This is a genomic window from Nocardioides sp. CPCC 205120 (genome assembly GCF_048654585.1).
Lineage (GTDB): Bacteria > Actinomycetota > Actinomycetes > Propionibacteriales > Nocardioidaceae > Nocardioides.
The window spans coordinates 2,088,080-2,109,106 of record NZ_JBMCYY010000001.1; the positions used below are offsets into that span (position 1 = coordinate 2,088,080).

At 75.3% G+C, this 21,027-nt stretch carries 19 protein-coding genes; 10 read left to right on the forward strand and 9 right to left on the reverse strand.

The window, feature by feature from the left end; translation table 11 throughout:
- Positions 1-49 precede the first annotated feature (49 nt).
- Genes glpX through ACOACO_RS09795 form a run of 5 tightly spaced genes read right to left on the reverse strand, consistent with a single transcriptional unit; the run spans position 50 to position 4,195 of the window.
- A complete protein-coding gene (gene glpX / locus ACOACO_RS09775; protein WP_420296030.1) occupies positions 50-1,096 on the reverse strand; it encodes a class II fructose-bisphosphatase in 1,047 nt (348 codons plus the stop codon).
- Entirely contained in the window at positions 1,086-2,180 is a 1,095-nt protein-coding gene (locus tag ACOACO_RS09780; protein WP_420296031.1) for an ABC transporter ATP-binding protein, read from the reverse strand. The genes glpX and ACOACO_RS09780 overlap by 11 nt, the downstream gene beginning before the upstream one ends.
- Complete coding sequence (locus ACOACO_RS09785) at positions 2,177-3,007, reverse strand: ABC transporter permease (protein WP_420296032.1); 831 nt, start codon at positions 3,005-3,007, stop codon at positions 2,177-2,179. The genes ACOACO_RS09780 and ACOACO_RS09785 overlap by 4 nt, the downstream gene beginning before the upstream one ends.
- Positions 3,004-3,774, reverse strand: a complete 771-nt coding sequence (gene modA / locus ACOACO_RS09790) for a molybdate ABC transporter substrate-binding protein (RefSeq protein ID WP_420296033.1) — start codon at positions 3,772-3,774, stop codon at positions 3,004-3,006. Before modA ends, ACOACO_RS09785 begins: the two co-directional genes overlap by 4 nt.
- A gap of 28 nt (positions 3,775-3,802) precedes the next feature.
- A complete protein-coding gene (locus tag ACOACO_RS09795; RefSeq protein WP_420296034.1) occupies positions 3,803-4,195 on the reverse strand; it encodes a TOBE domain-containing protein in 393 nt (130 codons plus the stop codon).
- A 164-nt stretch (positions 4,196-4,359) separates the two neighbouring features.
- Between ACOACO_RS09795 and ACOACO_RS09800 the strand changes: the two genes are divergently transcribed.
- On the forward strand, positions 4,360-4,968 hold the full coding sequence (locus ACOACO_RS09800; RefSeq protein ID WP_420296035.1) for a DUF4245 family protein: 609 nt from the start codon (positions 4,360-4,362) through the stop codon (positions 4,966-4,968).
- A gap of 145 nt (positions 4,969-5,113) precedes the next feature.
- Positions 5,114-6,337 carry a glycerophosphodiester phosphodiesterase gene (locus tag ACOACO_RS09805; RefSeq protein WP_420296036.1) on the forward strand — a complete coding sequence of 408 codons (1,224 nt, stop codon included), beginning with the start codon at positions 5,114-5,116 and terminating at the stop codon, positions 6,335-6,337.
- A 1-nt stretch (position 6,338) separates the two neighbouring features.
- Here ACOACO_RS09805 and ACOACO_RS09810 read toward each other — a convergent pair whose 3' ends face one another.
- Both ACOACO_RS09810 and ACOACO_RS09815 read right to left on the reverse strand, forming a co-directional pair.
- Positions 6,339-6,689: a hypothetical protein gene (locus tag ACOACO_RS09810; RefSeq protein WP_420296037.1), complete on the reverse strand. Its 351-nt coding sequence runs from the start codon at positions 6,687-6,689 to the stop codon at positions 6,339-6,341.
- The gene (locus ACOACO_RS09815) at positions 6,686-7,921 is read right to left on the reverse strand and encodes a PspC domain-containing protein (RefSeq protein ID WP_420296038.1); all 1,236 of its coding nucleotides are present in this window, start codon (positions 7,919-7,921) and stop codon (positions 6,686-6,688) included. The genes ACOACO_RS09810 and ACOACO_RS09815 overlap by 4 nt, the downstream gene beginning before the upstream one ends.
- A 155-nt stretch (positions 7,922-8,076) precedes the next feature.
- Between ACOACO_RS09815 and ACOACO_RS09820 the strand changes: the two genes are divergently transcribed.
- The 6 genes from ACOACO_RS09820 to pcrA all read left to right on the forward strand — a co-directional run bounded on the left by ACOACO_RS09820 (position 8,077) and on the right by pcrA (position 15,170).
- Positions 8,077-9,465: an ATP-binding protein gene (locus ACOACO_RS09820; protein ID WP_420296039.1), complete on the forward strand. Its 1,389-nt coding sequence runs from the start codon at positions 8,077-8,079 to the stop codon at positions 9,463-9,465.
- Positions 9,462-10,133 carry a LuxR C-terminal-related transcriptional regulator gene (locus tag ACOACO_RS09825; RefSeq protein ID WP_420296040.1) on the forward strand — a complete coding sequence of 224 codons (672 nt, stop codon included), beginning with the start codon at positions 9,462-9,464 and terminating at the stop codon, positions 10,131-10,133. Before ACOACO_RS09820 ends, ACOACO_RS09825 begins: the two co-directional genes overlap by 4 nt.
- A 90-nt stretch (positions 10,134-10,223) precedes the next feature.
- Complete coding sequence (locus ACOACO_RS09830; protein ID WP_420296041.1) at positions 10,224-11,687, forward strand: APC family permease; 1,464 nt, start codon at positions 10,224-10,226, stop codon at positions 11,685-11,687.
- Positions 11,687-12,148, forward strand: coding sequence for a universal stress protein (locus tag ACOACO_RS09835; protein WP_420296324.1), 462 nt, complete (start codon positions 11,687-11,689; stop codon positions 12,146-12,148). Before ACOACO_RS09830 ends, ACOACO_RS09835 begins: the two co-directional genes overlap by 1 nt.
- A gap of 42 nt (positions 12,149-12,190) precedes the next feature.
- The gene (locus ACOACO_RS09840) at positions 12,191-12,553 is read left to right on the forward strand and encodes a hypothetical protein (RefSeq protein WP_420296042.1); all 363 of its coding nucleotides are present in this window, start codon (positions 12,191-12,193) and stop codon (positions 12,551-12,553) included.
- Positions 12,554-12,614: 61 nt separating this feature from the next.
- Positions 12,615-15,170 carry a DNA helicase PcrA gene (pcrA, locus tag ACOACO_RS09845; RefSeq protein ID WP_420296043.1) on the forward strand — a complete coding sequence of 852 codons (2,556 nt, stop codon included), beginning with the start codon at positions 12,615-12,617 and terminating at the stop codon, positions 15,168-15,170.
- 82 nt (positions 15,171-15,252) lie between these two features.
- Here pcrA and ACOACO_RS09850 read toward each other — a convergent pair whose 3' ends face one another.
- On the reverse strand, positions 15,253-16,497 hold the full coding sequence (locus tag ACOACO_RS09850; protein WP_420296044.1) for a M23 family metallopeptidase: 1,245 nt from the start codon (positions 16,495-16,497) through the stop codon (positions 15,253-15,255).
- Positions 16,498-16,776: 279 nt separating this feature from the next.
- Between ACOACO_RS09850 and sucC the strand changes: the two genes are divergently transcribed.
- Entirely contained in the window at positions 16,777-17,937 is a 1,161-nt protein-coding gene (gene sucC, locus ACOACO_RS09855; protein ID WP_420296045.1) for an ADP-forming succinate--CoA ligase subunit beta, read from the forward strand.
- 19 nt (positions 17,938-17,956) lie between these two features.
- Positions 17,957-18,853 (forward strand): succinate--CoA ligase subunit alpha, encoded by an 897-nt coding sequence (gene sucD, locus ACOACO_RS09860; RefSeq protein WP_420296046.1) that lies wholly within the window; start codon positions 17,957-17,959, stop codon positions 18,851-18,853.
- 177 nt (positions 18,854-19,030) lie between these two features.
- On the opposite strand, the gene ACOACO_RS09865 is transcribed toward sucD, so the two are convergent.
- Positions 19,031-20,971 carry a hypothetical protein gene (locus tag ACOACO_RS09865; RefSeq protein ID WP_420296047.1) on the reverse strand — a complete coding sequence of 647 codons (1,941 nt, stop codon included), beginning with the start codon at positions 20,969-20,971 and terminating at the stop codon, positions 19,031-19,033.
- Between the last annotated feature and the right edge of the window lie 56 nt (positions 20,972-21,027).

Sequence of the window (21,027 nt, forward strand, 5' to 3'; positions counted from 1 at the left end):
CCGGACCCGGACCCGAGGGGCCCGGGCCCGCCGGCCGGAACCGGTCGGCTCAGCGCTCGAAGTCGATGGCCGAGTAGGCGCGCAGCTTGCTGAGGCGGTGCTCGGAGACGACCTGGCGGATGGTGCCGCTGCGGGAGCGCATGACGAGCGAGTCGGTGGTGGCCCCGCCGCCGGAGTAGCGCACGCCGCGCATAAGCTCGCCGTCGGTGATGCCCGTGGCCACGAAGAAGCAGTCGTCGCCGGTCACGAGGTCGTCGGTGGTGAGCACGTGGTCGGGGTCGAGGTCGTGACCGGCGTCGAGGGCGCGCTGGCGCTCCTCGTCGTCGGTGGGCCACAGCCGGCCCTGGATGACGCCGCCCAGGCACTTCATCGCGCAGGCCGTGATGATGCCCTCGGGGGTGCCGCCCACGCCGAGCAGGAGGTCGACGCCGGAGCCCGGGCGGGCCGCGGCGATGGCGCCGGCCACGTCGCCGTCGGTGATGAACTTGATGCGGGCCCCGGCGTCGCGGATCTCCCGGGCCATCTGCTCGTGGCGCGGGCGGTCGAGGAGGACGACCGTCACGTCCTCGGCGCCCGAGCGCTTCGCCTTGGCGACGCGGGCGATGTTCTCGGCGATGGGCAGGCGGATGTCGACGACGTCGGCCGCCTCGGGCCCCGTCACCAGCTTCTCCATGTAGAACACGGCGGAGGGGTCGTACATCGAGCCGCGGGGGGCGACGGCCAGCACGGCGACGGCGTTGGCCATGCCCTTGGCGGTCAGCGTGGTGCCGTCGATCGGGTCGACGGCCACGTCGCACTCCGGGCCGGTGCCGTTGCCGACGCGCTCGCCGTTGTAGAGCATCGGGGCGTCGTCCTTCTCGCCCTCGCCGATGACGACGGTGCCGTTCATGCCGACGCTCGAGATCATGACGCGCATGGCGTTGACCGCGACGCCGTCGGCGCCGTTCTTGTCGCCCTTGCCGACCCAGCGGCCCGCCGCCATGGCGGCCGCCTCGGTGACCCGCACGAGCTCGAGCGCGAGGTTGCGATCGGGCGCCTCCGGCTCTACCCGCAGGTCTTCGGGCAGGTCGGACATCGTCGAAGGATCAGTCGCCATGGCCGGATCGTAGCGTCGGCCCGGCGTCGTCGGCGGCACCGGCCGGGTAGCGGGTCACGGCCGTCTCCTTCGCGCTCGCCCACACCTCGACCCCCGGGTGCAGCCCCAGCTCGGCCACCGCTGCGGCCGTGACGTCGGCCAGCAGGGCCACCGGCGCGTCCCCGGAGGTGCGCACCGAGACGCGCACGCCGTCGCCGTACGGCACGAGCTGCTCGACCCGGCCGTGCCAGCGCAGCCGCGCCGAGCCGGCCGGCGCGGCGGGGGCGTCGGGCGACAGGGTGACGGCGCTGGGCCGGAACGCCGCGAGCTGCGCGAGCCCCGCGGGCCCGGCGGGCACCAGGTTGAGGCCGACGAGCCGGGCCACGTGGTCGGTGCGCGGGCGGGCCGCCACCTCGGCGGGCGTGCCCTCCTGCGCGACGCGGCCGTCCTCGAGCACCAGCATCCGCGTGCCCAGGGCGAGCGCGTCGACGGCGTCGTGGGTGACGAGGACAGCCGTGCCGTCGTACGCCGCGAGGTGCCGCGCGAGCTCCACCCGCAGCGCGGCGGCGACGCCGACGTCGAGACCCGCGAACGGCTCGTCGAGCAGGAGCAGCTCGGGATCGGTCGCCAGGGCCCGCGCGATCGCGACCCGCTGGGCCTGCCCCCCGGACAGCTCGCCGGGACGGCGCCCCGCGAGGTGGCCGACGCCCAGCCGCTCGAGCTCCGCGTCGGCGCGGGCGCGGGCCGCCCGACGGTCCGCGCCCCGGGCCCGCAGCCCGAAGGCCACGTTCTCCCGGGCGTCGAGGTGGGGGAAGAGGGCCTGGCCCTGCACGACGTACCCGACCCGCCGGTCGCGGGGCAGCACCAGCGGCGAGGTCCAGGACCGCCCGCCCACCGCGACCTCCACCGCGGGGCCGCTGCTCCCGGTGCCGGTGCCGGTGCCGGTGCCCGCGCCGGTGCCGGGGAGCAGACCGGCGAGGCAGCGCAGGAGGGTGGTCTTGCCGGAGCCGTTGGGCCCGACGACGACGAGCACGTCGCCGGGCTCCGCGCGTACGGCGGCCCGCAGCCGCCCGGGCACCTCGAGGTCCGCGACGAGCCCGCTCACGCCGCCACCCCCGGGCCCACCCGCGGGGCCGTGCCGGTGGTGAGCCACCGGTTGCGCAGCAGCGCGAGCACGCCGACGGAGGCGAGCAGCAGGATCATCGCCAGCGTGCGGGCCGCCTCCGGGTCGGCGAGGTAGACGGAGTAGATGCGCGACGGCATCGTCTGGGTGGTGCCCGGGTAGTTGCCGGCGAAGGTGACGGTGGCGCCGAACTCGCCGAGCGAGCGCGCCCAGGCCAGCACGGAGCCGGCCACCACGCCGGGCAGGGCGAGGGGCAGGGTGACGCGGCGGAAGGTGTACCAGCGGGTCGCCCCGAGACCGGCGGCCACCTCGTCGAAGTCCTCCCCGGCCGAGCGCAGGGCTCCCTCGACGCTGATGACGTAGAAGGGCAGCGACACGAAGGTGTGCGCCACCACCACCGCCGCGGTGGTGAAGGGGAGGGTGAGCCCGGTGGCCGCGTCGAGCGGGCCGCCCACGAGCCCGCTGCGCCCCAGGGCGGCGATGAGGGCGACACCGGCGACGACGGGCGGGAGCACGAGCGGCACGGTGACGAGCGCCCGCACGAGACCGCGGCCGGGGAAGTCGACCCGCGCGAGCACCCAGGCCAGCGGCGTGCCGACGACCAGGCAGGCGAGGACGGTGGCGAGCGAGGTGAGCGCGCTCAGTCGCAGGGCGGCGAGCACGTCGGGGGAGCGGAGGTCGGCGAGCAGCGACGACCACGGGGTCGCGAGCACGAGGGCGAGGAGCGGCACGGCGAGGAACACCACCGCCACGGCGGCGGGCACCCACAGCAGCGCCGGGGGACGCCCGAGGGTCGCGCGGTCGCTCACGGGGTCCCGAAGCCGGCGGCCGCGAGGACGTCGGCGCCGGCCTCGGACAGCAGCAGGTCGACGAACTCCGCCGCGAGACCCGGCTCGGCGCCCTGCGCGAGGGTGGTGACGGGGTAGTCCGTGACCAGCGACGTCGGGAGGTCGAGCGTCGCGACGTCGGCCCCCGCCGCCAGGGCGTCGGTGCGGTAGACGAGCCCGGCGTCGGCCTCGTCCTCGCTCACCCGCGCCAGCGTCGCCTTGACGTCGCGCTCGAGGCTCGCCGGCTCCCGGGTGACGCCCGCGTCGGTCAGCGCCTGCTCGGCGAGCGCACCGCAGGGCGCGGTCTCGACGCAGACGACGTAGGTCACGTCGTCGTCGTCCAGCGACGCGAGGCCCTCCACGCCGGCCGCGTTGCCGGCGGGGGTGACGAGCACCAGCTCGTTGGTCGCGAAGACGACCGGGTCGTCCGCGCGGGCGTCGCCGGCGCGCTCCATCGAGGCGGTGTCGGCCGTGGCCAGCACGTCGCCGGGGGCGCCCTGCGCGGCCTGGTCGGCCAGGGTGCCCGAGGAGTCCAGCACCAGGTCGACGCGCACCCCCTCGTGCTCGGCCTCGAACCGCTCGGCCAGCTCGGTGAAGGTGCCCGTCAGGGAGGCGGCCGCGAGGACGGTGAGGGTGCGCGCCGACCCGTCGCCCGCCGTACCCGCGTCGGCTCCGCACGCGGCGAGGGGGAGGACGGCGAGCGCGGCGAGGCCGGTGCCGAGCGGGCGGCGGGTGGGGACGAGGGGCACGGGTGCTCCGATCGGTGGGCCGGGCGCGTCAGGGACGCTCGACGACGACGTTGGTGGACTTCACGGAGGCGACGGCGCGGGCGCCGGGCTCGAGCCCCAGCTCGCGGGCGGCCTCGGCGCTCATCAGCGAGACGACGCGGTAGGGCCCGCAGACCATCTCGACCTGGGCCATCACCGTGTCGGCGACGACCCGCGTCACGATGCCGGGCATCCGGTTGCGCGCGCTCACCGCGCCGGCCCGCGCGTCGTCCGGCTGCTGCTCGGCCTCGCGGGCGGCGTACGCCGCGAGCTCCGGGCCGTCGACCACCGTCCGGCCGCCCTCACGCCGCGCGGGCAGGCGCCCGGCGTCGATCCACCGGCGCACGGTGTCGTCGCTCACGCCGAGGAGGGCGGCCGCCTCGGCCACGCGGTAGGTGTCCACGAGGGCCCACTATGCCGCACCTGCGGTGAGACGGGGGCATAGGATCCCGGATCGCGGGTCGATCCGGCTCTGGGGTCCGCACCTGCGGAGGTGGTCCGGTCCTGGGCCGGGGTGCGCGGGCGGCGGCTGCGGAACGTCGTGCCGCGGGTGGGAGGATGGGGCCCGTGAGCGCCTCCCGACCCGCCCCCGTGGGCAAGCCCGGCCGGTACAACCGCAGCTTCGGGGGGCTCGTCGGGTCGATGATCGTGCTGGTGCTGGCGGTCGTGGCGTTCGTCGTCTTCCGGGACTTCTTCCGGGCCGACCCGGCGTCCGTGGCGCCGGTCGAGGAGGTCGACTACCTCTCCGCGGTGCGCGCCGGCCAGGAGTCCGGGTTCCCCGTCCTGTACCCGGCCGAGCTGCCGGACGGCTGGCAGGCCACCTCCGCCCGGCTGCCGTTCGGCGAGCAGCCCGAGTGGACCCTCGGGATGCTCGTCGACGGCGAGCGCTTCGCCGGGGTCAAGGTGACGCTCGTCGACGAGGACACGGTGCTCGACACCGTGCTCGGCGAGGAGCGCGAGGCGGCCGGGAACGTCGACGTGCCGTCGTCGACCGCCGCGGTCGCGGGGGAGTGGGACGTGTGGACCGAGGGCTCCGACACCGCCCTCGTGCGGGTGCTGCCGACCGGGGCCGAGGCCGACGCGCCGTCGGTCGCCGTCGTCTACGGCAGCCTCGACCAGGACGAGCTCGTGGACCTCGCGGGCTCGCTCACGGACGCGCCGCTGACCCGCGGCTGACCCGCGGCTGACCCGCGACTGACCGGCGGCTGACCGGCGGCCGGGGAGCCGGGGCGGCCCGGTTCACCCACGGGTCGTCGCGGGGTCACGCGGGCGCCACCACGGTGTCCGGGCGGCGTCGCCCGGCTGGGTTCGGGTGGGCCGCATGACCTCTCGGAACCTCTCTCGGACCCTGCGCACCGCCACGCCGGTCGTCGTCGCGACGGCCGCCCTCGCCCTGATCGCCCCCACCGCGCCCGTCGGCGCCGCCACCCCCGAGCACGCCGCGGACCGCGGCAACGGCCACGGCCACGGCCACGGGAACGGCAACGGCAACGGTCACGGCCACGGGAACGGCCGCCACGACCAGCCCGAGGTGTTCGGGCACCGCGGCGCCTCCGGCTACCGCCCGGAGCACACGCTGGCCGCCTACGAGCTCGCGATCGCCCAGGGCGCGGACGCCATCGAGCCCGACCTGGTCAGCACCCGCGACGGCGTGCTGGTCGCCCGCCACGAGAACGAGATCAGCGGCACCACCGACGTCGCGGACCACCCCGAGTTCGCCGACCGCCGCACCACCAAGACCATCGACGGCCGCCCCGTCACGGGCTGGTTCACCGAGGACTTCACCCTCGCCGAGCTCAAGACCCTGCGCGCCGTCGAGCGGCTGCCCCAGGTGCGGCCGGGCAACACGGCGTACGACGGCCTCTACGAGGTGCCGACGCTCGACGAGGTCCTGACCTTCGTCGCGGCGGAGTCGCGCGAGGTGGGCCGCGACATCACGGTGGCGCCGGAGACCAAGCACCCGACGTACTTCGACTCCATCGGCCTGAGCCTCGAGGAGCCGCTCGTGGCGACGCTCGACGAGCACGGCCTCGACAGCCGTCACGACGACGTCGTCGTCCAGTCGTTCGAGACGACCAACCTGCGCGAGCTCGACCGGCTCACCGACGTGCCCCTGGCCCAGCTCGTGGACGCCGCGGGCGCGCCGTACGACCTCGTCGCGGCCGGCGACCCCCGCACGTACGACGACCTCGTCACCCCGCGCGGCCTCCGGGAGATCGCGCGGTACGCCGAGCACGTCGCGCCCCACAAGGACCGCGTGCTGCCGCGCGACCCGGCGACGGGCGCCACCGGCGCGCCGAGCACCCTCGTCCGGGACGCCCACCGCGCGCGGCTCGGGGTCGTCGTGTGGACCCTGCGGGCGGAGAACCAGTTCATGGCGACGAACTTCCGGATCGGCACCGACCCGAACGCCCACGGCGACCTCGCGGCCGAGTCGCGGGCGTTCCTCGACGCGGGCGTCGACGTGCTGTTCGCCGACCACCCCGACGTCGCGGTCCGGGCCCGCGACGCCTGGGTGGCCGACCAGCCGCGCCGGCGGCGCTGAGTCAGCGGCGCCGGCGGGCCGCCAGCACCGTGGCGGCCATGCCGGCGCCGCCGGCCGCGAGCCAGGGCAGCGGCAGGAGCCACCGGGCGTCGACGGCCTCGACGGCCCCGGAGACCAGCAGCGCCCACACCAGGGTGAGACCCAGGAACGCGACCCCCATGACGAGGTGACCGACGTTCACGGGGTGCCGGCCGGCACCCCACCAGGTGACGGTCTCGGCGGGCTCGGCGGCCGCAGTGGCCCCGAGGTGCCGGGTGGGGTCGGGGTGGGTGGCCACGGTCGCCTCCGTCGTGCTCGTCGTCAGGGGGTGGGTGTGCTCGGGCTCGGGGACGGGCGGGTGCGGGGCGCTCACGGGGTCACCACCACGACGTCGCCGAGCCCGAGGCTGATGTCGAGCCCGAGCGCCTCGTGCGAGCGCACCCCGGGCGTCGTGCCGGGCGCGTCGTGGGCCTCGCGCAGCTGCACGCCCGGCCCCTCGTGCACGCGGCCCAGCACCTCGGCGCCGCCGAGCCCGACGTCGACGAAGACCTCTGCGTCCAGGCCGGGCGGCAGGACGACCTCCACGCGGGCCGCGCCCGCCTCGATGCGGACGGTGCGCCCGGCCAGCTGCTCGACGTCGCGCACGCCGGAGAGGTCGACGAGCAGCTCGCCCGCGCCCTGGCGGTAGCGGTCCTGCACGCCCGCGGCGCTGGTCGGCGCGACACGGCGCTCGGCCGAGCCGGCCTCCTCGGCGGCCGCGGTCGCGGCCGTCGCGCCGGCCAGCAGCAGCCCGACCAGGATGAGACCGCCGGCCCGTCCGTAGAACGCCCCCACGACGAGCATGGTGCCGACGACGGCGAGCGCGAGGGCCGGGTAGGCCGACGGCACGACGTGGAGGCCGGCGACGTCGACCAGCGCCAGGAGCCCGACCCCGAAGACGACGAGCGCGCCGGTGAACCAGAAGAGGAGCGGGCCGCGGCGCAGGGGGTTGCGCGGACGGGGCGGCGCGACGTACCGGGGGCCGGAGGGGTACGCCGGGCCGCCAGGGTGGCCCGTGGCGCCGGTGTACGCCGTGGCGCCGGGGTAGGCCGGGGTGGTCGTCGCGGGCCCGCCGGCCGCGGCCGGGCCGGGGGTCGCGCGGGGGGTGGAGCGGCGCTGGTGGCCGCCCACCACGAGCGCGACGACGAGCAGCACGAGGAGCAGCGGCCAGGGCACCCAGCCCTCCACGAGGTCGCCCAGCAGGGCGAGCGCCGCCAGCGCCCCGGCGATCGCGAGCGCGACCGTGCGGCTGCGGTCGTCGAGGGGGACGACGGCGTCCTCGGTGTCGTCGGAGGGCACGAGCAGCCAGACCGCGCCGTAGAGCAGCAGGCCGCTGCCCCCGAACAGCACGAGCACGGCGAGCGCGACGCGCAGCACGAGGGGGTCGAGGTCGAGGTGGCGGGCGAGCCCGCCCGCGACGCCGGCCACGTAGCGGTCGTCGCGGGAGCGCCGCAGCCGGCGCAGGTCCCGGACCTGGGCGCCCGTCACGCGCGGACCGTGGTCGTGGGTGTCGCCGGGGTGCGGCCCACCGGGGGAGGCGGGTGCCTCGTCGTGTGTCGTCGTCATGCATCCAGCCTCGTGCGCCGCGGGCCTCCCGACCATCGGGGACGCCCCTGATCCTGCCCCGGGGACGGACCCGGCGTCTCCTCCGGCGGGTCGGGGGTCGCTCGGGGATCGTCCCGATGTGCGGCGGTGCGCGCCCGTGTGACGATGGTTCCGCCATGCCCGACCCCTTCCCCGCCGCCGCAGGCCCCGCTGCCGGAGCCGCCGCTGGTCCTGCTGCCGGTCCTGCTGCCGGTCCTGCTGCCGGAGCCGCTGCCGGCCCCGCGCCCGCCGCCGACGCCACGTCGGTGCGCCGCGCGCGCCGCGACCTCGAGACAGGTGTCGTCGGCGGCGTCGCGGCCGGGCTGGCGACCCACCTCGCGGTGCCGGTGCTGGCGCTGCGGGCCGTCTTCGCGGTGACGACGCTCCTCGGCGGTCTCGGTGTCGTGCTGTACGGCGCGTACTGGATGCTGCTGCCGGCCGCGACCTCGCCCGGTCCCGGGGCCCCCGGGCTGGCGGGCGCGACCCGCGACGGGCGCCGCCCCCGCCGTGCCCGGCACGTGGTCAACGTCGGCCAGGCCACCGTGGTCGGCTGCGTCGCGGTCGGCTGTGTCCTGGTGGTCGAGGCGGCCGTCGGGCGCGGCACGCTCGTGTGGGCGCTGGCGCTCGTCGCGGGTGGCGTCGCGCTGCTGTGGCGCCAGGCCGACGAGGCGCAGCGGGAGCGGTGGCTGGAGCGCACCGAGTCCCTGGACCCGGTCGGCATGGTGCTCGGCTCCGGCGGCTGGGCGGCCTACGCCCGGCTCGCCGCGGGCGGCCTCCTGCTGGCCGGCGGCCTGCTCGTGCTCGTGCTGCGCGACGGCGGTCTGGGTGCCGCGCGCGAGGTGGTGCTGGCGGTGCTGCTCGGCATCGGCGGGCTCGCGGTGGTCGTCGGCCCGTGGGTCGTGCGGCTGGTGAGCGACCTGGGGGAGGAGCGCGCCGAGCGCGTGCGCAGCCAGGAGCGCGCCGACGTCGCCGCCCACCTGCACGACTCGGTGCTGCAGACGCTCGCCCTCATCCAGAAGAACGCCCACGACCCGACCGCCGTCGCGCGGCTGGCCCGCAGCCAGGAGCGCGACCTGCGCGGCTGGCTCTTCGCCGAGGAGCGGACCGAGGCCAGCAGCCTGGCGGGCGCGGTGCGCGCGGCCGCGGCGGCCGTCGAGGACGACCACGGCGTGGAGGTCGAGGTCGTCACGGTGGGGGACGCGCCGTACGACGAGCGGCTCGCCCCGGTCGTCGCGGCCACCCGCGAGGCCGTGGTCAACGCGGCGAAGCACGCGGGCACGGGACGGGTCGACGTGTACCTCGAGGTCATCGGCGGCACGGTGGACGTGTTCGTCCGTGACCGGGGCGCCGGGTTCGACCCCGAGGCCCTGCCGGCGGGCCGGCACGGCGTGCGCGGCAGCATCGTCGAGAGGATGGCCCGGCACGGGGGCTGGGCGCGCGTGCGCTCGGCGCCCGGGGAGGGCACGGAGGTGCGCCTGCACCTGCCGGTGCAGGCGGCGGGCCAGACGAGGGAGGACGAGGGATGAGCGACGAACCCCGGACGCAGCCGGTGCGGGTGGTGGTGGTCGACGACCACCACATGTTCCGCGCCGGGGTGCGCAGCGAGCTCGCGACCGCGGGCGCCGGGCGCGTCGAGGTGGTCGGCGAGGCCGCCGACGTCGACGAGGCGGTCGCCGTCGTCGCCCGCACGCGACCGGACGTGGTGCTGCTCGACGTCCACCTGCCCGGTGGCGGCGGGGTCGAGGTGGTACGGCGCAGCGTCGCCTCCGCTCCCGCCACGCGCTACCTCGCGCTCAGCGTCAGCGACGCCGCCGACGACGTCATCGGGACGATCCGCGGCGGCGCCCGGGGCTACGTGACGAAGACGATCAGCGCGGGCGAGCTCGTCGACGCGATCGGCCGGGTCGCCGACGGGGACGCCGTCTTCTCCCCGCGCCTGGCGGGCTTCGTGCTCGACGCCTTCGCCGGCGCGATCCCGGTGGCCGACGTCGACGCTGACCTCGACCTGCTCTCGGAGCGCGAGCGCGAGGTCATGCGGCTCATCGCCCGCGGCTACGCCTACAAGGAGGTCGCCCGCGAGCTCTTCATCTCGGTGAAGACCGTCGAGACCCACATGTCGAGCGTGCTCCGCAAGCTGCAGCTGTCCTCGCGCCACGAGCTCGCGAGGTGGGCGTCCGACCGCCGGCTGCTGTGAGGACGGGGGTGCCGAGGGGGTTGGGGACGGCCGGCGCGGGGTAACGGCTGGGATCGGGCACCCCAAGGCGCTCCCCACGGGAGGTACGACATGAGCGATCCCGGACGACCGGCCCTCGACCCCGACGTCGGCGAGGCCACGGCGGCACCGGCCCGGGCGCCGGGAGAGGGGGCGGACGACGGCCCCGACGACCTGCACCGCGCGATCACCGGCCGGCTGCTGTTCTTCTACGTGCTGGGCGACGTGCTCGGCTCCGGGATCTACGTGCTCATCGGCGCGGTGGCCGCCGCGGTCGGCGGGGCCTTCTGGCTCGCGTTCATGGCCGGCGTCACCGTGGCGACCCTGACCGGGCTGGCCTACGCCGAGCTCGTCACGAAGTACCCCCAGGCGGCGGGCGCGGCGCTGTACGTCGGGAAGGCGTTCCGGTCGCCGGCGTTCACGTTCCTCATCACGATCAGCATGCTCTCGGCGACCTTCGCGGCCGCGGGGTCGCTGGCCACGGGCTTCTCGACGTACTTCGCCGCGATCTGGGACGCCCCGCCCGCCCTGCTGGTCTCGATCGTCTTCGTGTGCCTGCTGGCGCTCGTCAACTTCATCGGCATCACCGAGTCCGTCACCGCCAACCTCGTGATGACGGTGGTCGAGGTGTCGGGCCTCGTCATCATCGTGGCGATCGGCATCGCCCACGTCGTGAGCGGCGAGGCCGACGCCGGGGTGCTCACCAGCTTCGAGGCCGAGGGCAACCCCGTCTGGGCGCTCGTCGCCGGCATCGCGCTGGCCTTCTTCGCGATGACCGGGTTCGAGAACGCGGCGAACGTCGCCGAGGAGACGGTCGACCCGCGGCGCACCTTCCCGCGCGCGCTGGTCGGCGGCATGGTCGGCGCCGGGATCGTCTACGTGCTCGTGGCCGTCAGCGCGGCCCTGGTCGTGCCCTTCGACCGGCTCGTCGACACCGACGGCGACCCGGCGCTGCTGCAGGTCGTCCAGGCGGACGTCGTGCCCGTCCCGAACGGCACGATGGTAACGGTGTTCTCGGTCATCGCGATGGTCGCCATCACCAACACCACCCTCGTCGCGGTGGTCACCCAGTCGCGCATCCTGTTCGGCATGGCCCGCGAGGACGTCGTCCCCGGGGTCTTCGCGCGGGTGCACGCGACCCGGCGCAGCCCGTGGGTGGCCCTCCTCTTCGCGGCCACGGTGGTCGTGGGCCTGCTCTGCGTCGGCACGGCGGTCGACCGCGCCGGGTGGGGCGGCAGCGACGGGCTCGTCACGACGCTCGCCAACGTCACCGTGGTGCTCACCCTCTTCATCTACGGCCTCGTGATCGTCTCGGCCTTCCGGCTGCGCGGGCACGACGAGGGGCCGGGGACGTTCCGGGCCCCGACGCCCCTGCTCGTGCTCGGCCTCGTGGGCAACACGGCGCTGCTCCTGTACGTCGTGGTGGACGACTGGACCTCGCTCGTGTGGTGCGCCGGCCTGCTCGCCCTCGGCGTGGTGCTCTACCTGTGCGAACGGGTGCTCGGGGCCCGCGGCGGCCGGGACGGGGGTGCGTGATGCACGTCGTCGTCGCCACCGACGGGTCCCGGCAGTCGCTCGCCGCGGCCCGGCACCTGCGCTCCTTCGCCGATCCCGGCGCCCTCTCCGCCATCACCGTCCTCGCGGTCGTGCGGCCGTTGGCGGCGGTGTCCTTCGTCAACGAGCTCGACCCGGGGCCGCGGGAGTCGGCGACACGCGAGGTCGCCTCGTTCCGCGACGCCGCGCGGGCCGCGACCGAGGCGGTCGCCGCCGTGTTCGCGGACTGGGGGCCCGAGGTCTCGCGCCGCATCCGCAGCGGGTCGCCGGGGGCGGAGATCATCCGGTACGCCGAGGAGGTCGACGCCGGTCTCGTCGTCGTCGCCAGCGGCGGGCGGGGGCTGTCGGACCGGGTGCTGCTCGGCAGCACCGCCCAGCGGGTCCAGCAGTACGCCCCGTGCCCCGTCCTGGTGGTCCGGCCCCAGCCGCGTCGCAAGCGCTGACGGCTGCGCCCCGCCGTCCGGCCGGGCACTAGGCTGCGGGCCGTGGAGATCCTGCGCCTCGTCCTCCTGCTGCTGCACGTGCTCGGCTTCGCGGCCCTCATCGGCGGGCTGCTCGCCCAGGTGCGGGACCCCGAGAAGCGCATCACCCCGCCCGTGCGGGACGGGGTCGGCACGGCGTTCGTCGCCGGCCTGCTCCTCGTCGGCGTGCTGGAGGCCGGCGACGCCGCGGTCGACCACGGCAAGATCGCGGTGAAGTTCGGGATCGGCCTCGTGCTGCTCGTGCTCGTGATGGCCAACACCCGCAAGCCGCGCATCCCCGACGGGCTGTTCGCCGGCCTGCTCGTGCTCTCGGTCGTCCAGGTCGTCGTCGCGCTCTTCTGGTCACCGGTGCACACCTTCGACTGAGCCGCCGGGGCGGGTGCCCCGGCCGCGACGGGGGGTGGCGGTGCGTACCCTTGACGCCACGATGTCCTCACCCTCCGTCCCCCCGGTCGACACCTCCGTCCTGCCCGGTCTCGAGCACCTCCAGGCCCGCCGCGAACCCCCGTCGAGGGCCGCCGGGCGTGGCGCCGCACCCGCCGGCGACGGCGCGGCCGACGCCGGCGCCGACCGCGCCGCAGCGCTCCTCGAGGGCCTCAACGACCCCCAGCGCCAGGCCGTGGTCCACGCCGGCAAGCCGCTGCTCGTGGTCGCGGGCGCCGGGTCGGGCAAGACCCGCGTGCTCACGCGGCGCATCGCCTGGCTGGTCTCCGAGCGGGGCGCGCACCCCGGCTCGATCCTCGCCATCACCTTCACCAACAAGGCCGCGGCAGAGATGAAGGCGCGGGTCGAGGCGCTCGTCGGGCGCCGCGCCCGCGTCATGTGGGTCTCGACCTTCCACTCCGCCTGCGTGCGCATCCTGCGCAAGGAGATCGACCGGCTGGGGTACTCGTCGAGCTTCTCGATCTACGACTCCGCCGACTCCCAGCGCCTCATGGGGCTCGTCCTCAGCGACCTCGAGCTCGACCCGAAGCGCTACCAGCCGCGGGCCGTGCTCGCCTGGGTCTCGAACGCCAAGAACGAGCTGAAGGACCCCGAGCAGGCCGCGGCCGACGCGAGCAACGGGCTGGAGGAGGCCTACGCGGCGGCGTACACGCAGTACCAGCGGCGCCTGCGGGACGCGAACGCGCTCGACTTCGACGACCTCATCATGACCACGGTGCACCTGTTCTCGGCGTACCCGGAGGTGCGGGAGGTCTACCGCCGCCGGTTCCGCCACGTGCTCGTGGACGAGTACCAGGACACCAACCACGCGCAGTACGCCCTCATCCACCAGCTGTGCGCCGACGACCCGGAGGCGGCGCGCGACTCGACCACGCCGGTGCCGGGCGACGTCGGCGGCTCGGCGGGGGAGCGCGTCGGGCCGAGCGAGCTCATGGTGGTCGGTGACGCCGACCAGTCGATCTACGCGTTCCGGGGCGCGAACATCCGCAACATCCTCGACTTCGAGCAGGACTTCCCCGACGCGACCACGGTGATGCTCGAGCAGAACTACCGCTCGACGCAGACCATCCTCACCGCCGCGAACGCCGTCATCGGCAACAACGAGGGCCGCAAGCCCAAGCGGCTGTGGACGGACGCGGGCGACGGCGAGCCGATCGTGGGCTACGTCGCGGACGACGAGCACGACGAGGCCCGCTTCGTCGCCGACGAGATCGACACCCTGACCGACGAGCACGGGGTGCGCCCCGCCGACGTCGCCGTCTTCTACCGCACCAACGCGCAGTCGCGGGTCTTCGAGGAGATCTTCGTGCGGGTGGGGATGCCCTACAAGGTCGTCGGCGGCGTCCGGTTCTACGAGCGGCGCGAGGTGCGCGACGCGCTGGCCTACCTGCGCATGCTGGCCAACCCGGCCGACGAGGTCTCGCTGCGCCGCGTGGTCAACACGCCGAAGCGGGGGATCGGCGACCGGGCGCAGGCCTGCGTCGCCGCGCTCGCGGCGCGCGACGGCTCGACGTACTGGGAGGCGCTGCGCGTCGCCCACCGCGCCGACGGCATCGCGACCCGCTCGCTCAACTCCATCCGGGCGTTCGTCGACGTCGTGGAGCAGCTGCAGCAGATGGTCGCGGCCGACGAGCGTCCCGACGTCATCCTCGAGGCGGCGCTCGACCGCAGCGGCTACCTCGCGGAGCTGGAGGAGTCCGACGACCCGCAGGACCAGACGCGCCTGGAGAACCTGGCCGAGCTGGTGGCCGTGGCGCGCGAGTTCGCCGACGACCCCCAGGCGGGGCCCTCGGCGGACCCTGACGACGTCGAGGCGGGCGCGGTGACGCCGGGCCTCACCGACTTCCTCGAGCGGGTCGCGCTGGTCGCCGACGCCGACCAGATCCCCGACGACGACGGCGCGGGCGGTGGCGTCGTCACCCTCATGACGCTGCACACCGCCAAGGGGCTCGAGTTCCCCGTCGTGTTCCTCACCGGCATGGAGGACGGCGTCTTCCCGCACATGCGCACGCTGGGGGACCGCAAGGAGCTGGAGGAGGAGCGCCGGCTGGCGTACGTCGGGCTGACCCGCGCGGAGCAGCGCCTCTACATCTCGCGCGCGGTGGTGCGCTCGGCGTGGGGCGCCCCGTCGCACAACCCCGCCTCGCGCTTCCTCGACGAGCTGCCCGTCGACCTCGTGGAGTGGCGGCGCACCGCCGCGGCCATGACGTCCTGGACGCGCTCCGACCTCGGCTCGGGCAACGCTGCGGCCGGCGCCCGCCCCGGCAGTGGCTCGACGACGCCGCTGGGCCTGCCCACGGCTGCCGGTCGGCGCAACTTCTCCGCGGCCGCCGCCCGCGCCGACGCCGCGGCCAAGGCGAAGAAGAACCGGCCGGTGCCCTCCCTGGCGCCGGGCGACCGCGTCGTGCACGACGCCTTCGGCATGGGCTCGGTGGTGACGGTGGAGGGGGCGGCCGAGAAGGCCGTGGCCTCCATCGACTTCGGCTCCCAGGGCGTCAAGCGGCTGCTGCTGCGCTACGCCCCGGTCGAGAAGCTCTGAGAAGCACGAGCGGCCCCGACGCGCAGTGCGTCGGGGCCGCTCGGGGCGACGGCTCAGGAGCCGCCGGGATGGTCCGCGGGCGTCAGGGGGTGACGCCGTTCTGCACCAGCGCGGCGAACGGGTCCACCGGGTCGCCGGCGCCGGGGCGCACCTCGAGGTGCAGGTGGGGGCCGGAGCTGTTGCCGGTCGAGCCGACGTACCCGATCACGTCGCCCGCCGCGACCTCGGCGCCCGAGGAGACGCTGATCGAGGACTGGTGGGCGTACCACATCTCCGTGCCGTCCTCGAGCGTGATGACGGTCTTGTTGCCGTAGCTGCCCGCGTAGCCGGTCTCCGAGACGCGGCCGCCGGCGACCGCGCGGATCGGCGTGCCGGACGGGGCGGCGAAGTCGAGACCGGTGTGGTAGCCGGACGCGTAGTAGGCCTCGGCCTGGCCGAAGCGGTTGGTCAGGCGGTAGTTGTCGACCGGCAGCACCCAGGCGTTCTCGGCGACGCGCTGCGCCTCCTGTTCCGCGGAGGTGGCCAGCGCCTGCAGCTGGGTGGAGCGGCGCTCGGCCTGGGCCTCGGTCTCGGCGATCGTCGCGTCGTCCGCGGCGTCCTCGAGGGCGTCGCGCTCGGAGTCGCGGCTGACGGCGCGGGTGCGCTCGGTCAGCAGGTCGCTGCTGGACTCCACCGTGGTGCCGGACATCGCGTTGCTGGCCGCGAGCCGGTACGACGTGGGGTCGACCTCGGCGAGGGGGCCGGTGCCTCCGGCGGTGACGGCACCGCCGGCGGAGATCGCCAGCACGGCCACGCCCGCGAGCACGGGGGCCGAGGGGCGGATCGGCAGGCGCAGGCCCGACGGGGCGGCGGCCTCCCGCGTGCGAACGGCCTTGCGGCGACCCGCCGTGGCGCTCGTGCCGGCCCTGCGGTCGGCGCGCGCCTGCGCGGCGAACCCGCGGACGTCGTACGTCGTCGCCGGGGACGCCTCGGCCGCGACGGCGGGGAGCGTGAGCGTCGTGTCCTCGAACGAGACCTCGGAGCGCAGACGGCGGCCCGCGGCGGCCACGGACGGGAGGACCGTCTGGGGCGCGGGGGTGGTGGGTACCAGTGCCTCGCGGGCGGCGTCGTCGGCCAGTGCGGCCAGGACGGGCGCGGCGGTCTCGGGGGAGCGGACGATCTCGGGGGACTCGTCGACCGGGTGCGCCTCGGTGGCCTCGAGCTCCGGGACGGGGCTGCGGCGCGGTGCGGGACGGGCGGCGCGCTTGCCTCCGGCCGTGCGAGGGGCGTCGGCGGTCGACGAGCCTGCGCGGCGGGGGCCGCGGCGTTCGGCTCGGTGGTTGCCCATCTACCTCGTGTTCCTCGTTCGGTTCGGCAGGCGGGGGCCTGCTCGACGTGCTCGGAAGGTCAGCGCCCGACTGTAACGGACGGACGGCGCCCACCGGAATCCCGGGTGCGGTCGAGTTGTGGATCGTGCGGGCGCCGGGTCCGCGCCGACCCGGCGCGTGTGGCGGGCGTCACGTCGTACCCGCCGGTGCGAGACCCCTGTGCGGCGCCGGACGGTGCAGGTCTATCGTGCCGCGAGGAATCCGGACTCTCACCTCACACATAAAGGACTGGTCGGATCGTGGACCTGATGGAGTACCAGGCGAAGCAGCTCTTCGCGAAGCACGGCGTGGCCGTGACCGAGGGCATCGTGGCGAACACGCCCGACGAGGCCCGGGCGGCGGCGGAGCAGCTCGGCGTCGTCGTCGTCAAGGCGCAGGTGAAGGCCGGCGGCCGTGGCAAGGCGGGTGGCGTGAAGCTCGCCAAGACGCCCGACGAGGCGCACGAGCACGCGTCCAACATCCTCGGCATGGAGATCAAGGGCCTCACGGTCAACCGGGTCCTCATCGCCCCGGCCGCGAGCATCCAGGAGGAGTACTACTTCTCCTTCCTGCTCGACCGGGCCAACCGGCAGTACCTCTGCATCGCGTCCGTCGAGGGTGGTGTCGAGATCGAGGAGGTCGCGAAGACCAACCCCGAGGCCGTGCGGCAGATCCCGATCGACCCGGGCACGGGCGTGGACGAGGCCAAGGCGCGCGCGATCGTGGCGGAGGCCCAGTTCCCCGAGGCCCTCACCGACCAGGCCGTGCAGATGGTCCTGGCGCTGTGGAAGGTCTTCGTGGAGGAGGACGCCACCCTCGTCGAGGTGAACCCTCTCGCCCGGCTCGAGGGCGACGTGCTCGAGGCGCTCGACGGCAAGGTGTCGCTCGACGAGAACGCCGAGTTCCGCCACTCCGACCACGCCGAGTTCGAGGACAAGGCCGCGGCCGACCCCCTCGAGGCGAAGGCCAAGGAGAAGGGCCTCAACTACGTCAAGCTCGACGGCGAGGTCGGCATCATCGGCAACGGTGCGGGTCTCGTGATGAGCACCCTCGACGTCGTCGCGTACGCCGGTGAGGCGCACGGCGGCGTGAAGCCCGCCAACTTCCTCGACATCGGCGGCGGCGCCTCGGCGCAGGTCATGGCCGACGGCCTCGACGTGATCCTCAACGACCCCCAGGTCAAGAGCGTGTTCGTCAACGTCTTCGGCGGCATCACGTCGTGCGACGCCGTGGCCAACGGCATCGTCGGCGCCCTGGACATCCTGGGCGACGAGGCCACCAAGCCGCTCGTCGTCCGCCTCGACGGCAACAACGTCGAGGAGGGCCGTCGCATCCTCGCGGAGCGCGACCACCCGCTGGTGACGGTCGTGCCGACGATGGACGGTGCGGCCGACAAGGCCGCCGAGCTGGCGAACGCCTGAGACGGGACGGAGAGAGAACATGTCGATCTACCTCAACAAGGACTCCAAGGTCATCGTCCAGGGCATCACGGGCGGTGAGGGCACCAAGCACACCGCCCTCATGCTCAAGTCCGGCACGAACGTCGTGGGCGGCGTCAACGCCCGCAAGGCGGGCACGACCGTCAGCCACACGGACAAGGACGGCAACGCCGTCGAGCTCCCCGTGTTCGGCTCGGTCGCCGAGGCGATGAAGGAGACGGGCGCCGACGTGTCCGTCGCGTTCGTGCCGCCGGCGTTCACCAAGGACGCGGCCATCGAGGCCATCGACGCGGGCATCGGCCTGCTCGTGGTCATCACCGAGGGCGTGCCCGTGCAGGACACGGCCGAGGTGTGGGCGTACCTCGACGGCAAGTCCACCCGGATGATCGGTCCCAACTGCCCCGGCATCATCACGCCGGGCGAGGCGCTCGCGGGCATCACGCCGGCGACGATCGCGGGCAAGGGCCCCGTCGGCCTCGTGTCGAAGTCGGGCACGCTGACCTACCAGATGATGTTCGAGCTGCGCGACTACGGCTTCTCGACCGCCATCGGCATCGGCGGCGACCCGATCGTCGGGACCACCCACATCGACGCCCTCGCGGCGTTCGAGGCGGACCCCGAGACCAAGGCCATCGTCATGATCGGCGAGATCGGTGGCGACGCCGAGGAGCGGGCCGCGGCGTACATCAAGGACAACGTGACGAAGCCGGTCGTCGGCTACGTCGCGGGCTTCACCGCCCCGGAGGGCAAGACGATGGGCCACGCCGGCGCCATCGTCTCGGGCTCCTCGGGCACCGCGCAGGCGAAGAAGGAGGCCCTCGAGGCCGTCGGCGTCAAGGTCGGCAAGACGCCGTCCGAGACCGCTCGCCTGATGCGGGAGATCCTCGACGCGCTCTGAGCCGTCACCGCACGCCCGACAGGGCCCGTCCCCGCGAGGGGGCGGGCCCTGCTCGCGTCCGGAGGCGGGCGGGCGCAGACGGTTGAAGCCGAAACCCGCCACTTCCGGTGTGAAACTCCGCACGGGAAGTGGCGGGTTCCCCGGTGCACCGGGGAACCCGCCACCCCTCGGCCGCGCTCAGCCCTGGGTGGGCGCGGGGCTGGCGGGTGCGGCCGGGGCCGTCGGCTCGGCGGGCGTGGTCGCCTCGGCCGGGGCGGGAGCGGCGGCGGCGCTGGCGACGACCTGCGCGAGGCGCTGGCGGGCGCGGTCGACGAGGGCGACGAACTCGGCGTCGTCCAGCGTCGCCTCGCCGGCGGGGACGAGGTTCACCTGGGTGACGAGCGCGCCCGCACGGGCGACGCCCATGAGCATCCGCACCGTGGCGTCCTCGCTCACGCGCACGTCGATGCTCCACACGAGGAGGCGCCCGTCGTCGTACGTCGCGTCGCCGATGAGCTCGGCGCCGGTCACGAGGTCCTGCTCCTGGCAGTCCGCGACGCGGCCCTCGATCGCGCCGACGAAGCCCTGGGCCACCTGGGCGTCCGCGAAGGTGCCGGTCGACTGGCTGAGGCCGAACGTGTCGGGCAGACCGGCGTCGGTGATGAGGAACGTGCGGGTGACGGGTGCGGCGATGCCCTCGCCCAGGAAGTTCGCGCGGTCGCAGACGGTCGCCGACTCGGTGCCCGTGGCGGGTGCGGCCGGACGGGTGCCCGACCACGGCAGCTCGACGCCGGGCACGGGCGGGAGGTCGACCACGTCGAGCAGGTACGGGTCGTCGCCGACGGGCAGCGGCAGGCGCGGTGCCAGGGCGGGGTCGCTCGCGCACTCCCCGCCGCCCTCGGCCCCGCAGACCCGGTTGACGCCGGTGGCCAGCAGGTTGGCCACGGTCGGGCCCGCGTCCTCCTCCGCGCCGACGGCCTCGGCGACCGTGACGGTGGTGATGTCCCCGGTGCGGGCCACGCCGGCCGTGACGATGCCGGCGTCCTCGCCGCTGCGGCGCAGCACGAAGGCCACGGCCTCGTCCCCCACGCCCTCCACGTCGTACGTCGCGACGAGCTGCGTGCGCGGGGTGGAGCAGCCCGCGAGCCACGTGGCCCACGTGCCGTAGGCGCCGCCGGCGGCCTCGGGGGTCCGGGACAGCTCGCTGGCCTGGTAGGCCTTGAGCGAACGGCCCTCCGCCGTCGTCGCCGAGAACGTCCGCACGAAGCCCACGAGCCCGTCGGCGTCGGCGTACCGCGCCTCCTGGCACGGCAGCCGGAGCCCGTCGCCCGGCGTGTTGTCGGTGGTCGTCGTGGTCCACGTCAGGTCGGGGCCGAGCGCCTCGACGTCCGAGGTGGGCAGGAGCGTGTCGACGGTGAGGGTGTCCGCCAGCTCCGGCGGCGTCAGCTGCGGGGGGTCGCCGGGCGTCCGGGCGTCGCGGTCCACCGACCGCGCCAGCGAGGTCGGGGTGCCGGCGTCGTCGTGCACGACGAGGCCCGACGCGCCGACCGCGACGACCGCGAGCGCGACGCCGACGACGGCGTGCGTGCGGCGGCGGCGTGACCCGGCCCGCCGGAGGATGGACGGGCGGGACCAGCGCGCGTCCGCCGTCGCCGCGTCGGCGGCGACGCCGAGGGTCGCGGTGACCTCCTCGGGCGTGGTGAGCCCGAGCGCCTCGGCGTACTCCGCCCGGCCGACGGCGACGTGGCGCGCCCCCTCCTCCAGCGTCACACCGGCCTCGCGGGCGGCGTCGCCCAGCGCGAGCCCGGCCAGCTCGGAGAGCACCAGCAGGCGCCGCGGGGCGCCGTCGAGCGCGGCGAGCGCCTCGAGCGTCGCGGTCACCTCGGGCGCGAGGCCCTTCTCGCGGTGCCAGGGGCGCGTGGTGGCGCGGCGCTGGGCGAGGGTCCAGGCGCGGGGCCGCACCTCCGACTCCGGGTCGCCGGAGGACGCGACCTTCGGCCAGTGGTGCCACGCCGCGACGAACGCCTCGCGCACGGCGCTGCGAGCCGCCGGCAGGTCGCCGGTGAGGAGGTAGGTCTGGGCCAGCAACCGGTCGCGGGCGTCCTTGTAGAACGCGTCGAACGCATCGGAGTCGGCCATGGCGGCGACCACGGTAGCCGACGCCGCGCCCGCCCCGGTCCGGCACCCGATCCGGG